This is a genomic window from Aeromonas enteropelogenes (genome assembly GCF_000819845.1).
In the GTDB taxonomy this organism is placed as follows: Bacteria; Pseudomonadota; Gammaproteobacteria; order Enterobacterales; family Aeromonadaceae; genus Aeromonas; species Aeromonas enteropelogenes.
Genome location: NZ_CDCG01000010.1, coordinates 21,171 through 37,057 on the forward strand (window position 1 = coordinate 21,171; position 15,887 = coordinate 37,057).

General features: G+C 61.8%; 13 protein-coding genes. 7 read left to right on the forward strand and 6 right to left on the reverse strand.

What is annotated here, in order from left to right; translation table 11 throughout:
• Nucleotides 1-175 precede the first annotated feature (175 nt).
• The 5 genes from BN1123_RS03410 to mioC all read right to left on the reverse strand — a co-directional run bounded on the left by BN1123_RS03410 (nucleotide 176) and on the right by mioC (nucleotide 5,393).
• Nucleotides 176-1,084 (reverse strand): ParB/RepB/Spo0J family partition protein, encoded by a 909-nt coding sequence (locus BN1123_RS03410; RefSeq protein WP_042025372.1) that lies wholly within the window; start codon nucleotides 1,082-1,084, stop codon nucleotides 176-178.
• The gene (locus BN1123_RS03415; protein ID WP_026455863.1) at nucleotides 1,081-1,884 is read right to left on the reverse strand and encodes a ParA family protein; all 804 of its coding nucleotides are present in this window, start codon (nucleotides 1,882-1,884) and stop codon (nucleotides 1,081-1,083) included. Before BN1123_RS03415 ends, BN1123_RS03410 begins: the two co-directional genes overlap by 4 nt.
• A 26-nt stretch (nucleotides 1,885-1,910) precedes the next feature.
• On the reverse strand, nucleotides 1,911-2,537 hold the full coding sequence (gene rsmG / locus BN1123_RS03420; protein WP_042025373.1) for a 16S rRNA (guanine(527)-N(7))-methyltransferase RsmG: 627 nt from the start codon (nucleotides 2,535-2,537) through the stop codon (nucleotides 1,911-1,913).
• Between the two features lie 8 nt (nucleotides 2,538-2,545).
• Nucleotides 2,546-4,435 (reverse strand): tRNA uridine-5-carboxymethylaminomethyl(34) synthesis enzyme MnmG, encoded by a 1,890-nt coding sequence (mnmG, locus tag BN1123_RS03425; RefSeq protein ID WP_042025385.1) that lies wholly within the window; start codon nucleotides 4,433-4,435, stop codon nucleotides 2,546-2,548.
• A 508-nt stretch (nucleotides 4,436-4,943) separates the two neighbouring features.
• Nucleotides 4,944-5,393 (reverse strand): FMN-binding protein MioC, encoded by a 450-nt coding sequence (gene mioC / locus BN1123_RS03430; protein ID WP_042025374.1) that lies wholly within the window; start codon nucleotides 5,391-5,393, stop codon nucleotides 4,944-4,946.
• A gap of 383 nt (nucleotides 5,394-5,776) precedes the next feature.
• On the opposite strand from mioC, the gene BN1123_RS03435 reads away from it, so the two are divergent.
• The 5 genes from BN1123_RS03435 to fhuB all read left to right on the forward strand — a co-directional run bounded on the left by BN1123_RS03435 (nucleotide 5,777) and on the right by fhuB (nucleotide 13,318).
• Nucleotides 5,777-7,873, forward strand: coding sequence for a TonB-dependent siderophore receptor (locus tag BN1123_RS03435; RefSeq protein ID WP_042025375.1), 2,097 nt, complete (start codon nucleotides 5,777-5,779; stop codon nucleotides 7,871-7,873).
• A gap of 83 nt (nucleotides 7,874-7,956) precedes the next feature.
• Nucleotides 7,957-9,603 carry a multidrug ABC transporter permease/ATP-binding protein gene (locus tag BN1123_RS03440; protein WP_042025376.1) on the forward strand — a complete coding sequence of 549 codons (1,647 nt, stop codon included), beginning with the start codon at nucleotides 7,957-7,959 and terminating at the stop codon, nucleotides 9,601-9,603.
• Between the two features lie 46 nt (nucleotides 9,604-9,649).
• The gene (locus tag BN1123_RS03445) at nucleotides 9,650-10,414 is read left to right on the forward strand and encodes an ATP-binding cassette domain-containing protein (protein ID WP_042025377.1); all 765 of its coding nucleotides are present in this window, start codon (nucleotides 9,650-9,652) and stop codon (nucleotides 10,412-10,414) included.
• Between the two features lie 31 nt (nucleotides 10,415-10,445).
• Nucleotides 10,446-11,339, forward strand: coding sequence for an ABC transporter substrate-binding protein (locus BN1123_RS03450; protein WP_082037453.1), 894 nt, complete (start codon nucleotides 10,446-10,448; stop codon nucleotides 11,337-11,339).
• Nucleotides 11,336-13,318: a Fe(3+)-hydroxamate ABC transporter permease FhuB gene (gene fhuB / locus BN1123_RS03455; RefSeq protein WP_042025379.1), complete on the forward strand. Its 1,983-nt coding sequence runs from the start codon at nucleotides 11,336-11,338 to the stop codon at nucleotides 13,316-13,318. Before BN1123_RS03450 ends, fhuB begins: the two co-directional genes overlap by 4 nt.
• 106 nt (nucleotides 13,319-13,424) lie before the next feature.
• On the opposite strand, the gene BN1123_RS03460 is transcribed toward fhuB, so the two are convergent.
• A complete protein-coding gene (locus BN1123_RS03460; protein WP_042025380.1) occupies nucleotides 13,425-14,357 on the reverse strand; it encodes a LysR family transcriptional regulator in 933 nt (310 codons plus the stop codon).
• Between the two features lie 115 nt (nucleotides 14,358-14,472).
• On the opposite strand from BN1123_RS03460, the gene BN1123_RS03465 reads away from it, so the two are divergent.
• Nucleotides 14,473-15,579 (forward strand): NADH:flavin oxidoreductase, encoded by a 1,107-nt coding sequence (locus BN1123_RS03465; RefSeq protein ID WP_042025383.1) that lies wholly within the window; start codon nucleotides 14,473-14,475, stop codon nucleotides 15,577-15,579.
• Between the two features lie 10 nt (nucleotides 15,580-15,589).
• A partial coding sequence (locus tag BN1123_RS03470; RefSeq protein WP_197064437.1) for a LysE family translocator occupies nucleotides 15,590-15,887 on the forward strand: 298 nt, incomplete at its 3' end.

Below are 15,887 nucleotides of genomic sequence, written 5' to 3' on the forward strand. Positions count from 1 at the left end.
AATCGGGATCCGAAGACCCCATGTTAACAGCTCTTAAAGCCGGTCAAATTATACCCTTGAGGGCAGCTATTGCAATATGACAAAAATCCTTATTTTTTGCGGCTTTCAGCGCTAAATTCAGGTTATGTACATATCAAAAGGAATGGATGTTTTATTACTACAAAAAGCGTAAAAATCACGATTCCGACACGCCAAAATAGCCCAATATACGGTCCAAATCGGACAAGTTCTCGTAACTAATTACTAACTTTCCGCTATCCCGCTTGCCAGGCTGAAGTTGTACCTGATTACCAATTTTTTCCGCCAGCTGGCGTTCCAGGTAGCCAAACTGGGGATCGCGTGCCGTTTCCACCCTGGCTTTTTCCGGCTCCAGCGCCTTTTGCACCAGTTTCTCGGTATCCCGCACGGTCAACCCTTTCTGGGCAACCAGCTTGGCCAGCTCGGACTGGGCCTGGCCGCTCAGGGCCAGCAGGGCACGGGCATGACCCATGTCGAGATCGCCGTGTTCGACGAAGCGCTTCACGTCATCGTTGAGCTGGTTGAGGCGCAGCAGGTTGGTCACAGTAGTGCGAGACTTGCCCACCGCCTCGGCCACCTGCTGGTGGGTGAGTTCAAACTCGGTCAGCAGCCGCTGCAGGGCGACCGCCTCTTCGATGGCGTTGAGATCTTCGCGCTGGATGTTCTCGATGAGGGCGATGGCCACTGCCGACTCGTCGGGCACATCCTTGACGATACAGGGAACTACTTCGAGACGGGCCAGTTGGGAGGCACGCCAGCGTCGTTCACCGGCGATGATTTCGAAAGACTTTTCGGCGACAGGGCGCACCACGATGGGTTGGATCACCCCCTGGGCGCGGATGGAATTGGCCAGCTCTTCCAGAGCATCCTGCGACATATCCTTACGCGGCTGGTACTTGCCGGAGTGCAGCCACTCCACCGGCAGCTTGCGCAGCTCCCCCTGGTTGGCGGGGGCCATGGCCTGCTCGGTGCGCTGATCGCTCATCACCTGTTTCTGGCGGGCAGCCGTGCTGGTACTGAGCAGGGCATCCAGCCCCTTGCCCAGACCACGTTTTTTCAGAGTCATATGCTCTCTCGGTCTGCGATGGTCGCCTGACGCTCCTGTTCCTGGCGGCGCAGTATCTCGCCGGCCAGCGCCAGGTAGGCCTTGGCGCCCACCGATGATTTGTCATAGTGCATGGCCGGGGCACCGAAGCTCGGCGCCTCTGCCAGTCTTACGTTGCGGGGGATGATGGTGCGGTAGACCCGGTCACCGAAATGCTGTTTTAGCTGATCGGACACATCATTGGCCAGCCGGTTGCGGTGATCGAACATGGTGCGCAGCACCCCTTCGATCTTGAGATCCGGATTGACCACGGCCGCCAGCTTGCTGATGGTATCGACCAGGGCGGTAAGCCCTTCCAGCGCGTAATATTCGCACTGCATGGGCACCAGCACCGAGTCGGCGGCCGCCATGGCGTTCACCGTCAGCATGTTGAGAGAGGGCGGACAGTCGATGAAGACGTAGTCGTACTTGTCCCGTACCGAGGCCAGCGCGTTGCGCAGGCGGATCTCGCGGGCGAAGAACTCCATCAGACGGATTTCGGCCGCCGTGACGTCGGCGTTGGCGGCGATCAGGTGATAGCCCCCGGTGGTTTCGGGGATGATCACCTCGCCGATGGGGGCATCTTCGATCAGCAGCTCATAGGCGGTGCGCTCGACATCGTACTTGTCGACGCCACTGCCCATGGTGGCATTGCCCTGCGGATCCAGATCGATCACCAGCACCTTGCGCCGGGTGGCAGCCATGGAGGCGGCCAGGTTCACACAAGTGGTGGTTTTACCCACCCCACCCTTCTGGTTGGCTATGGCGATGACTTTTCCCACACGATCCCCTAATTGATACTGCGACCCTATTCGGGCTGGATATGTTTGAATTCCAGCAGGTGACGTTCCCCTTCCAGTTCCGGCACCCGCAACTCGTGACAGGCTACCAGACGGATATTGGCAGGCAACTGGGCCAGCTCCTGTTCGGGATATTGTCCCTTGAGGGCCAGGAAGCGGCCCTGTGCTGACGGCAGATGGTGACACCAGCTCAGCATGTCTTCCAGCGAGGCGAAGGCCCGGCTGAGCACACCGTCAAATCCCTGTTCGGGTTGATACTCTTCCACCCGGGATTTGACTGGCGTGACGTTGGTCAACCCCAGCTCCAGAATGACCTGGCGGATGAAGTTGATCCGCTTGCCCAGACTGTCGAGCAGCACGAACTGCTTGTCCGGATTGATGATCGCCAGCGGCAGGCCAGGCAAGCCGGGGCCAGTGCCCACGTCGATGAAGCGTTCCCCGTGCAAGTGGGGACTCACCACCAGGCTGTCGAGAATATGCTTGACCAGCATGGCGTCCGGATCACGCACCGAGGTGAGATTGTAAGCCTTGTTCCACTTGTGCAGCAACTCGACCAGCTGCACCAATTGGCTCTTTTGGGTATCGGTGATAACAATTCCGGCCTGCATGAGCAGGCCGTTCAATCTTTCCAACATGGGATTCCTCAGGCGGTTTTACGCAGCAGGCCGTGTTTTTTCAGGTGAACCAGCAGGATGGAGATGGCTGCCGGGGTAATCCCCGAGATGCGGGAGGCCTGACCAATGGTCTGCGGCTTGGCATCGTTCAGCTTGGTTTTCACCTCGTTGGAGAGGCCGTTCACATCGCGGTAGTCGAGATCCAGCGGCAGCAGGGTGTTCTCGTTGCGCAGCTGCTTCTCCACCTCGTCGTTCTGGCGCTCGATGTAACCGGCGTACTTGATCTGGATCTCCACCTGCTCGGCGGCGGCCGGATCGGCGATGGCCGGACCGACCCCGTCGATGGCCATCAGGGCATCGTAGGTTACTTCGGGACGACGCAGCAGCTCTTCCAGGCTCTGCTCGCGGGTCAGCGGAGTGTTGACTAGGGCGTTGACCGCTTCCAGAGACGGATGTTGCGGGTGGATCCAGGTCGAGCGCATGCGCTGACGCTCCAGTTCCACCTGTTCCATCTTGGCGTTGAACTTGCCCCAGCGCTCGTCGTCGATCAGACCCAGTTCACGACCGATGGTGGTCAGACGGATGTCGGCGTTGTCTTCCCGCAGCAGCAGGCGATATTCGGCGCGGCTGGTGAACATGCGATAGGGTTCGCGGGTGCCCAGGGTGGAGAGATCGTCCATCATCACGCCCATGTAGGCCTGATCCCGGCGCGGATGCCAGGGATCCTTGTCCTGGGCACGCAGGGCGGCGTTCAGACCGGCCATCAGGCCCTGGGCTGCCGCCTCTTCGTAACCGGTCGTCCCGTTGATCTGGCCGGCGAAGAACAGGTTGGGGATGCATTTGCTCTCCATGTTCGCCTTGAGATCCCGCGGATCGAAGAAATCGTACTCGATGGCGTAGCCGGGGCGAGTGATGTGGGCGTTCTCGAAGCCCCGGATCGAACGGACGATCTGCACCTGCACGTCAAATGGCAGGCTGGTGGAGATCCCGTTCGGATAGAGTTCGTGGGTAGTCAGGCCTTCCGGCTCGACGAAAATCTGGTGCGCGGTCTTGTCGGCGAACCGGGTGATCTTGTCCTCGATGGAGGGGCAGTAACGGGGGCCTATCCCTTCGATCACCCCAGCGTACATGGGACTGCGATCCAGATTGTTGCGGATTACGTCGTGGGTACGCTCGTTGGTGTGGGTGACGTAGCAGGGGACCTGGCGCGGATGCTGGCTGGCATCTCCGATGAAGGAGAACACAGGACGCGGATCGTCACCGTGCTGCGCCTGCATCACGGAAAAATCGACGCTGCGGGCATCGATGCGAGGCGGCGTGCCGGTCTTGAGGCGATCGATGCGCAGCGGCATTTCACGCAGGCGCTGGGCCAATGCGATCGAGGGAGGATCCCCTGCGCGACCACCCTTGTAGTTTTCCATCCCGATGTGGATCAAACCGTTCAGGAAGGTGCCGACGGTCAGTACCACCGTCTTGCCACTGATGCGGATCCCGCTCTGGGTCACCACGCCGGCGACGCGATCCCCGTCCATGATCAGATCGTCACAGGCCTGCTGGAAGATCTTCAGGTTGGGGTAGTTCTCCAGCATCTGGCGCACGACTGCCTTGTAGAGCAGACGATCCGCCTGGGCGCGCGTGGCGCGTACCGCCGGGCCCTTGGAAGAGTTGAGGGTGCGGAACTGGATCCCGCCAAGATCGATGGCACGAGCCATAATCCCGCCGAGTGCGTCAACTTCCTTGACCAGGTGTCCCTTGCCGATCCCGCCGATCGCCGGATTGCAGGACATGTGCCCCAGCGTATCGATATTGTGGGTGAGCAGCAGGGTATTCATGCCCATGCGGGCCGCCGCAGTTGCTGCTTCTGTTCCGGCATGACCGCCACCGACGACGATCACATCAAATTGTTCATGGTATTGCATTGGGATCACCTTGATCTGCACGCCTGAAGATCTTTCTCTGCCTGGGCTAAAAGGGCGGATCATTCTATCTGTTTAGCGTCCTGAGGGGAACGTCTACTTAACGTTCAGTATGAAGGGAGGATCTGCTTATTAGATCTTAAGGATCTTTAGATCGATCTTTTACTGGATCTTTTATTAGGATCCGCCACTTCTGTTGATAAGCACTTTTTGATCATAAAGATCATTCAGTTAAGAGCGATCCATGACTGTGGAAAAGCTTGGATCCTACCCCTTTTAACCCGGGGACAACCCTTGTATTTATACACAACACCAGGTGGGTCTGGATCTAATTCATAGGATAACTATAGGTTTTACAGAGGTTAAACCTGTAGTTATTCACAAAACTGACGGTTGTTGTGAGTAACCTTGTAGAACAACTTATCTGGATCCGGCTGTTAATAACCTGGTGGATAGCCGATCTGGGGATAAGTCGGGAGATCGCATTTTTTTGCGGATCTCCCGTTCCTGATCAGGCGATCATCGCCATCCACTCCCGGATCCACATTTCCGCCGCATCTTCCGGGATCTCGTGCTGGGTCACATCGATGTCGAGCCGCTCGCCGATCCGGCTGGCACCGCACTCGCTCAGCAGATGATCCAGCGTCTTGCCGCCTTGGCAGAAGGTGTCATAACTGCTGTCACCCAGAGCGATCACGCCATACCTGAGGTTATCGAGATCCGGACGCTGCTCGGCAAGATCCCTGGCGAAAGGCTGCAGGTTGTCAGGCACATCACCGGCGCCGTGGGTTGAGGTGACCACCAGCAGGATCTCCTCTGGTTCGCCCAGCACCTCGGCCAGTCGGGCCGGGTTGTGGATCCTGGTCTGATGGCCCGCCTGTTCCAGCAGGCTGGCGACGTGGTCTGCGACATATTCGGCGGCGCCCAGCATGGAGCCGACGACGATATTGAGTTTGGCCATGGAATGGATCCTGATTTCAGACAAGAAAGGAAGAAACGGATTCTACCGCCAAAGGGTGTGGATAAATATGGATAAAGCTTGGGGATAATGGATCCACCCAGAACGGCGGTCTGGATCCGGGGGCTGTGGGCCCTTTTCTGCTTTCTTATATGTCTCTCTTTACGGGGCGTTCCTGATGACTCCTTCTGTCGGCGAGATCGGCTGGCAAGGCACCCACAAGAAGCTAATACGGATGGTAATGATTGCTAATAACTATATCGATTGAGCTGTTTCCTGTAGTAGGATTGCGCTGCTTTATTCACCCACGGAACAGGGTGATGTCGCTAAAAACGACCAAAAATAACAATTAAAACAACATAACTCATTGATATACGAGACTTAATATGATTGCGCAAAAAAACACTACAGGACTCTGCAGAAAGAGAGGGTTGGGTATGCTCTCGCTGTCCGGCCTGCTGGCCTCTCTGCCTGTGATGGCCGAACAGACTCCCGCCAAGCTGCCCAAGGCCAGTGAAACCATGGTGGTCACAGGGACCGCCATGAAGGTGGAAGTGCCCATGGCCGAGACGCCTCGCGCCGTCTCAGTGGTTAATCGTGAAGAGCTGGACCAGCACGCCGTGCTGAAGCTGGACGAGGCGCTGCGCTATCGCTCCGGCGTGCTCTCCCAGTCTTATGGTGCCGATACCGATGCCGACTGGTTCAAGGTGCGCGGCTTCGATGCAGCCTCTTATCTCGATGGCAACCGTCTGTTCAGCACCGGCTACTATGTCTGGACGCCGGAGCCGTTCGGTCTGGAGAGTGTGGAAGTGCTGAAAGGCCCGGCCTCGATCCTCTACGGCGAGGCGCCTCCCGGCGGGGTGATCAATGCCGTCAGCAAGCGACCGACCGCTACTCCCCAGGGGCAGGTGGATCTTCAGCTGGGCAACCGGGATCACCGTCAAATCGGGGTGGATGTCTCCGATGCGCTGACCGACAACAGCCGCTATCGCATGGTCGCCCTCTATAGCGAACGGGACGGCGTGCTGAATGGCAGTTACAACGATCGCGTCTATCTGGCGCCGAGCGTCACCCTGGATATCTCGGATCGCACCAGCCTGACCCTGCTGGCCAGCTTCAAGCACGACGAAGGGGTACCCACCAACGGCTTCTTCCCGGTCTACGGTACCCTCAATACCTCGGGTGGCCAGATCGATCCCGCCACCAACCTGAGTCAGCCGGATTACGATCGCAACCGCAACACCCAGATCTCCGCCGGCTACGAGCTGGCCCACCAGCTCAACCAGACCTGGGAGTTCAAGCAGAACGTCCGCTTCAACTACAACGATCTGCTGCTGCGCCAGACCTATATCTTCCCGACCTATGAAGGTACCACTGCCTACCGTGGCCTGGTTTACCGCGATGGCGATACCAAGAGCGCCACCATGGACAACCAGATGGTGGGCTACTGGAACACGGATCGTACCGAGCAGACGCTGCTGCTGGGGGTGGATCTGCAGCGCCATGTCAACGAAGGGGTCGAGGCCGACGACTACGGCATGGGATCCATCAATACCTTCCACCCTGATTACAGTGGCTTCCCCGGGTTTGACGAGTCTACCGCCACCCACCAGAAGAGCACCAAGGGCCAGAGTGGCCTCTATGCCCAGCACCAGATCCGCTGGGATGATCGCTGGTTGCTGACCGCCGGTGGCCGTTTCGACTATGTGGAGACCCACAACACCAACGCGACCAAGAACGAGAAGCAGTATGACCACGAGCTCTCCCTCTCCGGCAGCCTGATGTATCTGGCCGACAACGGCCTCTCTCCCTACTTTGCCTATGCCGAGTCGTTCGAGGTGTTGCCGGGGATTGATCCCAATACCAGAAGCTCCTACAAGCCGCTCGAGGGCAAGCTCTACGAAACCGGCATCAAGTATGCGCCTGCCTTCCTCGACGGTTACATCAACCTGGCCCTGTTCGATCTGGCGCAGACCAACTCGCTCGTCTCTACAGGATCCGGCCAGCAAACCCAGGCGGGTGAAGTCACCTCCCGTGGCGTCGAGCTGGAGGGAAGCGTGCAGGCCACCGACGCGTTGCGCCTGACCGCCGCCTACACCTATACCGATGCCAAGACCAACGACACCGGCAACGGCGATCGTCGTGCCAGCCTGATCCCGCGCCATATGGCCTCCTTCTGGGGCAACTACAAGGTGCAACAGGGCGTGGTATCGGGTCTCGAGCTGGGTACTGGCGTGCGTTACGTCGGTTCCAGCGTCGGTATCGGTGCCGTGGATGCCGGCTACAACCCCATCTATGGCTCTGCCGAGGTGCCGGCCCATACCGTGTGGGATGCGATGATCGGGTATGACTTTGCCAAGAACTGGCGAGCCCAGATCAACGTCAACAACCTGCTGGGTGAAACCTATGTGGCCAGCTGTGACTACTACTGCTACTACGGCGAACCGCGCAGCGTAGTGGGCAGCATCAACTACCGCTGGTAATGAAGGCAGGGCGGGGGCCGAGGCTCCCGCCCTATTTTTCCCGGCATCTTGTTTTGAGCATTCCCCTGAAATAGCGGTCCTTTATGGAACTCTTGTCTCTGGTTTACCGCCAATACCGTTGGCCCTTTCTCGCCATTGTTCTGCTCAGCTTGCTCAGTGCCGTCAGCGGAATTGGCGTGATAGCCTTTATCAATCAATCTCTTATCGAATCAGTTGGCGAGCCGCTACCGGTACTCGGCCAGCTGATCGGCCTTATTCTGTTGCTGCTGGTGATCACCCTCGGCTCCCAGCTGGCCCTGACCACCCTTGGTCATCATTTTGTCTACCGGCTGCGCGGCCGTCTGCTCAAGCAGCTGCTGGATACCGATGTCGGCCGCATCCGCCAGATAGGGCAGGGGCCATTACTCGCCTCTCTCTCCAGCGACATCGGCCAGATCACCATCGCCTTCGTGCGCCTGCCGGAGCTGGTGCAGGGGCTGGTGCTCACCTTGGGATCGGCCATTTACCTGGGCTGGCTGTCGCCGGCCCTGCTCGGCGTCACCACCCTCTGGGTCACCGTCACCATGGTGGTGGGTTGGCTGCTGGTCAACCGGGTCTATCGCCACCTCTCCCGCATGCGTCAGGCTGAGGATCGGCTCTATCAGAACTACCAGGCGATCATCGCCGGCAGCAAGGAGCTGGCGCTCAACCGTGAACGGGCCCATTTCGTCTACCACCAGCTTTATCTGCAGAATGCGCAGGATTACCGCCAGCAGATCATCCGTGCCGACACCTATCACCTGAGCGCGGTGAACTGGTCGAATATCATGATGCTGGGAGCCATCGGTCTGGTCTTCTTCCTGGCCAATGGCCTGGGCTGGGCCAACACCAATGTGGCCGCCACCTTTGCCCTGACTCTGTTGTTCCTGCGCACCCCCTTGTTGCAGGGGATTGGTGCGCTGCCGACCCTGCTTGCCGCCCAGGTGGCATTCGACAAGATTGGCGCTCTGGCGCTGGCCGAGCCGGAACCCGATTTCCCGCTGCCGCCTGCCCCCCGCGCCTGGCGGCGCATCGAGCTGGAGCAGGTGAGCTTTCACTATCAGGGGGAGGGCGGCTTTGCCGTGGGCCCCATCGATCTCACCATCGAGAAGGGGGAGCAGATCTTCATCATCGGTGGCAACGGTTCCGGCAAATCGACTCTGGCCATGTTGCTGACTGGCCTCTATCAGCCTGTTTCTGGCCGGATCCTGCTGGATGGCGAGCCGGTTACCGATCGCAACGCCTATCTGGCGCTCTTCTCCGCCATCTTTACCGACTACCACCTGTTCCAGCACCTGCTGGGGCCGGAACCGAAGGACGCGCTGATCGCCGAGTGGCTGGAGCGGCTGCAGATGGACAGCAAGCTTGCCATCAAGGAGGACTTCATCACCGATATCGACCTCTCCCAGGGTCAACGCAAGCGGGTTGCCCTGTTGCTGGCACTGGCGGAGCAGCGCGAGGTGATGCTGTTTGACGAGTGGGCAGCGGATCAGGATCCCCAGTTCCGCCGCATCTTCTATCAGGTGCTGTTGCCACGACTGAAGGAGATGGGCAAGACGGTGATCGCCATCAGTCACGACGATCACTACTTCTCCCTGGCGGATCGCCTGCTGGAGATGCGTCAGGGCCGGCTCAGCGAACTGACCGGTGAGCGGCGCGAGCAGGTGAGCCGGGATGCGGTTGCCCATCTGGATTGCGAGGTGCCGGCCTGATGCCGGCAGCGATGAGACTGGCCTTTGGCCAGCACAGGTAAAGCTTATGTTTGAGATGAAATCAGCCAGCTTTGCGGTCAATGACCGCACGCTGCTGCACCCCACCGATCTGCGCTTCAAGCAGGGGCAGGTCTATGGCCTCATCGGTCACAATGGTTCAGGCAAATCCACCCTGCTCAAGCTGCTGGCCCGCCAGCAGCTGCTCAGTGGTGGCGAGATCCGGTTCGATGACAAGCCGTTGCAGGCATGGGGCAATCGGGATTTTGCCCGCCAGGTGGCCTATCTACCCCAGCATCTGCCGAGCGCCGAGAACCTGCTCGGCCGGGAGTTGGTGGAGATGGGGCGCTATCCCTGGCGCGGCCTGCTGGGCCGCATGGGAGAGGAAGATCGTCGCCAGGTGGACAAGGCCATCGCTCTCACCCATACCGAACGCTTTGCCGACAGACTGGTGGACACCCTCTCCGGTGGCGAACGGGGGCGGGTCTGGCTGGCCATGCTGCTGGCCCAGGAGAGTCGCTTCATCCTGCTGGACGAGCCGCTGGCAGCGCTGGATGTCGCTCACCAGGTGGAGGTACTCACGCTCGTCAAGCAGTTGAGCCGTCAGCTCAATATCGGGGTCATCATCGTCATTCACGACATCAACATGGCCTCCCGTTTCTGTGATCGGCTGGTGGCGCTGCACTCCGGCCGCCTGCTGACCCACGGCGAGCCCGGGCAGATCATGACCCGCGAGACCCTGCACGCCATCTATGGCATCCCGATGGAGGTCATTCGCCACCCGGCCCATGACCACGCCATTGCCATCGTCTAACAGGGGGTCTCTCTTGAATCGTTTTTTGAAGATGGCTCCCTGCCTCGTCAGCCTGCTGCTGCCGTTTGCGACGCTGGCCGAACCGCAAGCCGTTGCCACAGAGGTCGGCAGCGGGACGCCCCGTATCGCTACCGTCGACTGGACCATAGCCGAAACCCTGCTGGCGCTGGAGGTGACACCGCTGGCAGTGGGGGATGTCGGTTCCTACCATGCCTGGGTCGGCGAACCCAGGCTGCCAGCTGAAGTGGTAGACATAGGCCTGCGGGCCGAACCCAACCGCGAACTGCTGGCCGAGCTGAAACCCGATCGCATCCTGATATCTCCGCTGGCGGAGCCTTTGACCGCCACCTTGTCCCGCATCGCCCCCGTGCAGTCCATCGCCCTCTATGAACCAGGCAGCGATCTGTGGCAGCGGCTGCACGAGGCGACCCTGATCGTGGCCGGGCTGGTAAACAAAACCGCCGAGGCCAGGGAGCAGCTGACCAGGCTGGATTCGGATCTGGCGCAGATGAAAGCCACTCTGCCCGCTGATATTTCCCCTCTGCTGGTGGTGCAGTTCATCGACGAGCGTCATGTGCGGGTATTTGGTCGCGACAGCCTGTTCGAGGCTGTGATGCAACGGCTCGGGCTGCGCAATGCCTGGACCGGGCAGACCAATGCCTGGGGCTTTTCGGTGGCCAGCATAGAGCAGTTTTTAGCCTTCCCCGAGGCGCGGCTGGTGGTGGTCGACCCCATTCCCGTCGGGGTTAACGAGCGACTGCAGGAGCCCGGGTTGTGGCAGCATCTGCCTCTGGTCAAGCAGGCGCCCGTGCTGCATCTGCCCGCCGTCTGGAGTTTCGGTGGCGTCATCGCCGCCCGTCGCTTCGCCACCCTGCTCAGCGAGGCATTGCTGCAGGACGCCAAGGTTGGAGGGGAGCCCAAATGACGCGCCTCTTCCCATTGCCGCTGCGGCGGCCCTCCCTGATCCTGCTGGGATTGACCCTCTCGCTGATTTGCTGGGAGTTGTCACGCCAGTTGCCTGCGTCACTCTGGTGGCAGAGCTTCTTCTCGCCCGAACTGGAGGATGCCCGTCAGGCGGTGGTCTATTTCAGTTGGTTGCCGCGCCTTGCCATCTGCCTGCTGGCCGGGGCCGCCCTTGGGTTGGCGGGCACTCTGATGCAGCAGGTGCTGCGCAATCCTCTTGCCTCGCCGACCACCCTGGGGGTCGCCTCTGGCGCCCAGCTGGCACTGATGATGGTGACCCTGTTCGCCCCCTCCTGGTTGCTGCTGGGGCGGGAGTGGATAGCCATGGCTGGTGGCAGCCTCGCCATGGCGCTGGTGTTCGCCCTGGCCTGGCGCCGTCAGCTCAATCCCGTGGTCATCGTGTTTGCCGGTCTGGTGATCAACCTCTATCTGGCGGCCATCAGCATGGGGCTGCTGCTGTTCTTTCAGGAGGAGCTGAAAGGGCTGCTGGTGTGGGGCAGCGGCTCCTTGGTCCAGAACAGCTGGAGCGGGGTCAGCTATCTGCTGCCGCGGCTGCTGGTAGCCGGTGTGCTGGCCGCTGTGCTGGTGCGCCCGCTGGCGGTGCTGGAGCTGGATGATGCCAGTGCCCGCAGCCTGGGGGTCTCCCTTCAGCATCTGCGCTTCGCCGGACTGGGGTTGGCTGTCTTCATCACCGCCTGCGTGGTGAGCGTGGTGGGGCTGATCGGTTTTATCGGGCTGGCGGCTCCCGCCCTGGTGCGACAGCTGGGCATTCGGCGACTTGCCCAGCGGCTGGTGTGGGCGCCTGTCCTGGGAGCCCTGCTGCTGACGGCCACCGATCTGCTGCTGCAAACCCTGAGCCGCTTCTGGCCCGTGCTGATCCCGACCGGCGCCATGACGGCGCTGCTGGGCGCACCACTGTTGCTCTGGCTGATCCCGCGCCTTGGCATCAAGTCTGGCACGCCGAAGGCAAATGCCACTCTGCTGGTGGCCCGTCACCCGACACCGGCTCGTCTCATCAGTCTGCTGCTACTCGGGTTGCTGGCAGCCATCCTGATCTCCCTGCTGTTTGGGCAGGGGATGCATGGCTGGAGCTGGCCAAGCTGGCTCAGATGGCAGGCCCAGCTGGAATGGCGGCTGCCGCGTACTCTGGCGGCCGCTGCGGCTGGCGTGCTGCTGGCGCTGGCGGGCACCCTGCTGCAACGGGTCAGCAACAACCCCATGGCGAGCCCGGAGCTGCTGGGGGTGAGTGGTGGCACCTTTATGGGAGTGATAGGGACGGCGCTGCTGCTGCCCGCCTTGCCGCTGCCCATGATGCTGCTGGGAGGGCTGGTCGGTGCCTTCGGTTGCCTGTTGCTGCTGGTGGCAATCAACCGCAGACACGGCTTTCAGCCGGAGCGGATCCTGCTCTCCGGTATCGCCATCACGGCGCTGTTCGAGCCGCTGCAGGCCATCGCGCTCGCCAACGGCGACCTGCGGGTACAGCAGCTGCTCTCCTGGATGTCCGGTTCCACCTACTATGTCACCCTGCCGGTGGCATCCGCGCTGGTGGGCTTGGCGCTCCTGATGCTGGCGGCCTGCCTGCTGATCAGCCGCTGGCTCGATCTGATGCCGATGGGGGCGGCGGTAGCCACCGCGCTCGGCATTCGCCTGAGCTTGGCCCAGCTTGTCATCCTGCTGCTGGTGGCCGTGCTTACTGCCAGTGCCACTCTGGTGGTGGGGCCACTCTCCTTCGTCGGTTTGCTGGCACCGCACATGGCCAAGCTGATGGGACTGGTGCGGGCGCGCTGGCACCTGCTCGGCGCCGCCGGATCCGGCGCCCTCCTGATGGTATCGGCCGACTGGATCGGCCAGCAGATCCTGTTTCCGCAGGATGTGCCGGTGGGACTGGTCTCCACCCTGTTAGGAGGTGCTTACTTCATGTGGTGCCTGCGCAGGATCTAGCCTGTTGTTTGAAAAATGAGTACAAATCGAGCGTTGAGCGAGGGATAAAAATCACGGGGCTGAGTGATCGGCAAAGCGGAGAGGGAGGCATCATGCCTCCCTCTTCTTATTGGTTATCGTCCGGATGTCCGGATTGTGTTTTCCCTAGCGCATCTATGACGTAGTCGAGGAAGTGGCCGACCAGGGCCGACTCGGCCCGGCGCTGGGTATAGAGGGCGTAGAAGTTGGCCCCCTTGGGACGGTAGTCGGGCAGCACTTCGCGCACCACCCCCTCGGCCAGCTCGGTCGCCACCAGGTAGCGCGGCAAGCGGGCGATCCCCAGCCCCTGGCGCATCGCCTGGTGAATCGCTTTCTTGCTATTGAAGGCCAGCTCACCCGCCACTTCCAGCGGGATCTCGCGCCCCTGGGCAAGCAGGGTCCAGCGCTCGTGGCGGCTGTACTCCTGGCAGCGGGTGATGAGGGGGTGCTGCTGCAGATCCTGCGGCTCGCTCAAGGGCGGGTGGCGGTCCAGGTAGTCGGCGCTGGCGCAGAGCACCAGATCGTCCACCGCGATGGGGCGCGCCAGATAGGGCTGAGTGCCGAGCTCGGTGCTGCGAAACGCCACATGCAAATTGTCGCGCAGCAGGTCGGCCGGGGTATTGCTGAAGTCGGCGATGATCCGCACCTCGGGGTGGTCGGCGCGAAAGCGCAACAGCACAGGGGTCAGCACCACCTCGCCCCACAGATCCGGCGCCGTGATCCGCAGCTCCCCGCACAGGGCCGAGCGGCGGCGCTGCAGGCCGTCCAGCAGCTGCTCGTGCAGGGCGATCATCTGGTCGGCCTGGTGGTAGGCGAGCTCCCCCGCGTCGGTCAACTGCACCCGGCGGGTGGTGCGGCTCAGGAGCGTGTTGCCGAGGCTCTGCTCCAGGTGGCGCAGATCCTTTGACGCCTTGCTCGGGGTGATGCCGAGGTGGGCCGCCGCCGCGGCGAAGGATCCGCAGCGGACGATGGCGACCAGCAGGCGCATCAGGTAGAGGGTGTCGAGCTTGTGGTGACTCATGTGTGACGGCCTATTGTGTCTTGCTGGGAATTAATGCCTTGCTTGTGCACCTGATTATATCCTGAATGCCCGGGATTATAGTGGCGGCATTCCATTGCGATCCCGGGAGAGGGCGATGAACAAGGCACTTGGCGACAGCTTCCACTTCGAACGGGCCGGATTGCGGCTCAAGAACCGGGCCGTGCTGGCCCCTTTGACTCACAACATGAGCAGCGCCGACGGCGCTCCCGGTCAGGCCGAGCTAGACTGGCTGGCGCGCTGCGCCCGGGGCGGTTTCGGCCTGCTCATCGCCGCCGCTACCCAGGTACAGCCCGGCGGACGCTGCTGGGCGGGGCAGCCGGCCCTGATGACTGACACCCAGCAGCAGGCCTTCACGGCCCTGGCCGACAGTGCGCGGCAGACCGGGGCGCTGGCGGTGGTGCAGCTGCATCACGGCGGGATGCGGGCCCTGCCCGAACTGAACGACGGGGCGCCGGTCGGCCCGTGCGAGCTGGCACCGGGTGGGCGCTACCCCCTCGGGGTCAAGGGGCTGACGGAGGAGGGGATTCTTACGCTCATTGAAGCCTTCGTGCGCGCCGCCGAGCGGGCCCATGGTGCCGGCCTGCACGGGGTCGAGCTGCACGCCGCCCACAACTTCCTGCTCTGCAACTTCCTTAACCCCCTGCACAACCGGCGTACCGACCGCTGGGGTGGCAGCATCGCCAACCGGGCGCGGATCCTGGTGGAGATAGTGCACGGCATTCGCGCCCGCCTGCCCCAGGACTTTCTGGTCGGGGTGCGCCTCTCCCCCGAGAGCTATGCCCATATCCAGGGCATCGAACTGCCCCATCAGCTGGCGGTGGCGCGCCTGCTGGCGGACGAGGGGATCGACTACCTGCACTTCTCCATGGGGGACAGCTTCAAGGCGGTGGCGGGGGATCCCGACGGCGGCGCCCTGCTGGAGGCGGTGCGGGTCGGGTTGGCCGGGCGGGTGCCGCTCATGGTGGCGGGCAAGATCCACGACGCCGCCTCGGCCGAGCTGGCCCTGGCCGGCGGCGCCGATCTGGTGGCAGTGGGCACGGCGGCTATCGGCAATCCGGACTGGATGGAACGGGTGAGCCGCGACCTGCCCCTGCACCGCGCCCCATTCACGGCGGCGCACCTTGCAGAGCTTGGCTTCACACCGAGCGCCCTCGACTACCTGGCCGGCATGGGGGTTCTGGCTCCCCGCGATGCGGCATGAGGAGGTCATCATGAGCGAGTGGACCCTGTTGCTGATGTTTATCCCGACCTTCTTTCTCATCTCGGTCTCCCCCGGCCTTTGCATGATGCTGGCCATGAGCTTTGGCGCCAGCCTGGGGCTGCGCCGCACCCTGTGGGTCATCGGCGGCGAGCTGGCCGGGGTGGGGCTGATCGCCCTCACCGCCTTGCTCGGCTACACCCGGGTGCTGGCCGAGCAGCCGGCCCTGATGCAGGGGTTCAAATACCTCGGCGCCCTCTATCTGCTGTGGATGGGGGTGGCAAGCTGGCGTGGCGGCGGGCAGGCGGGGG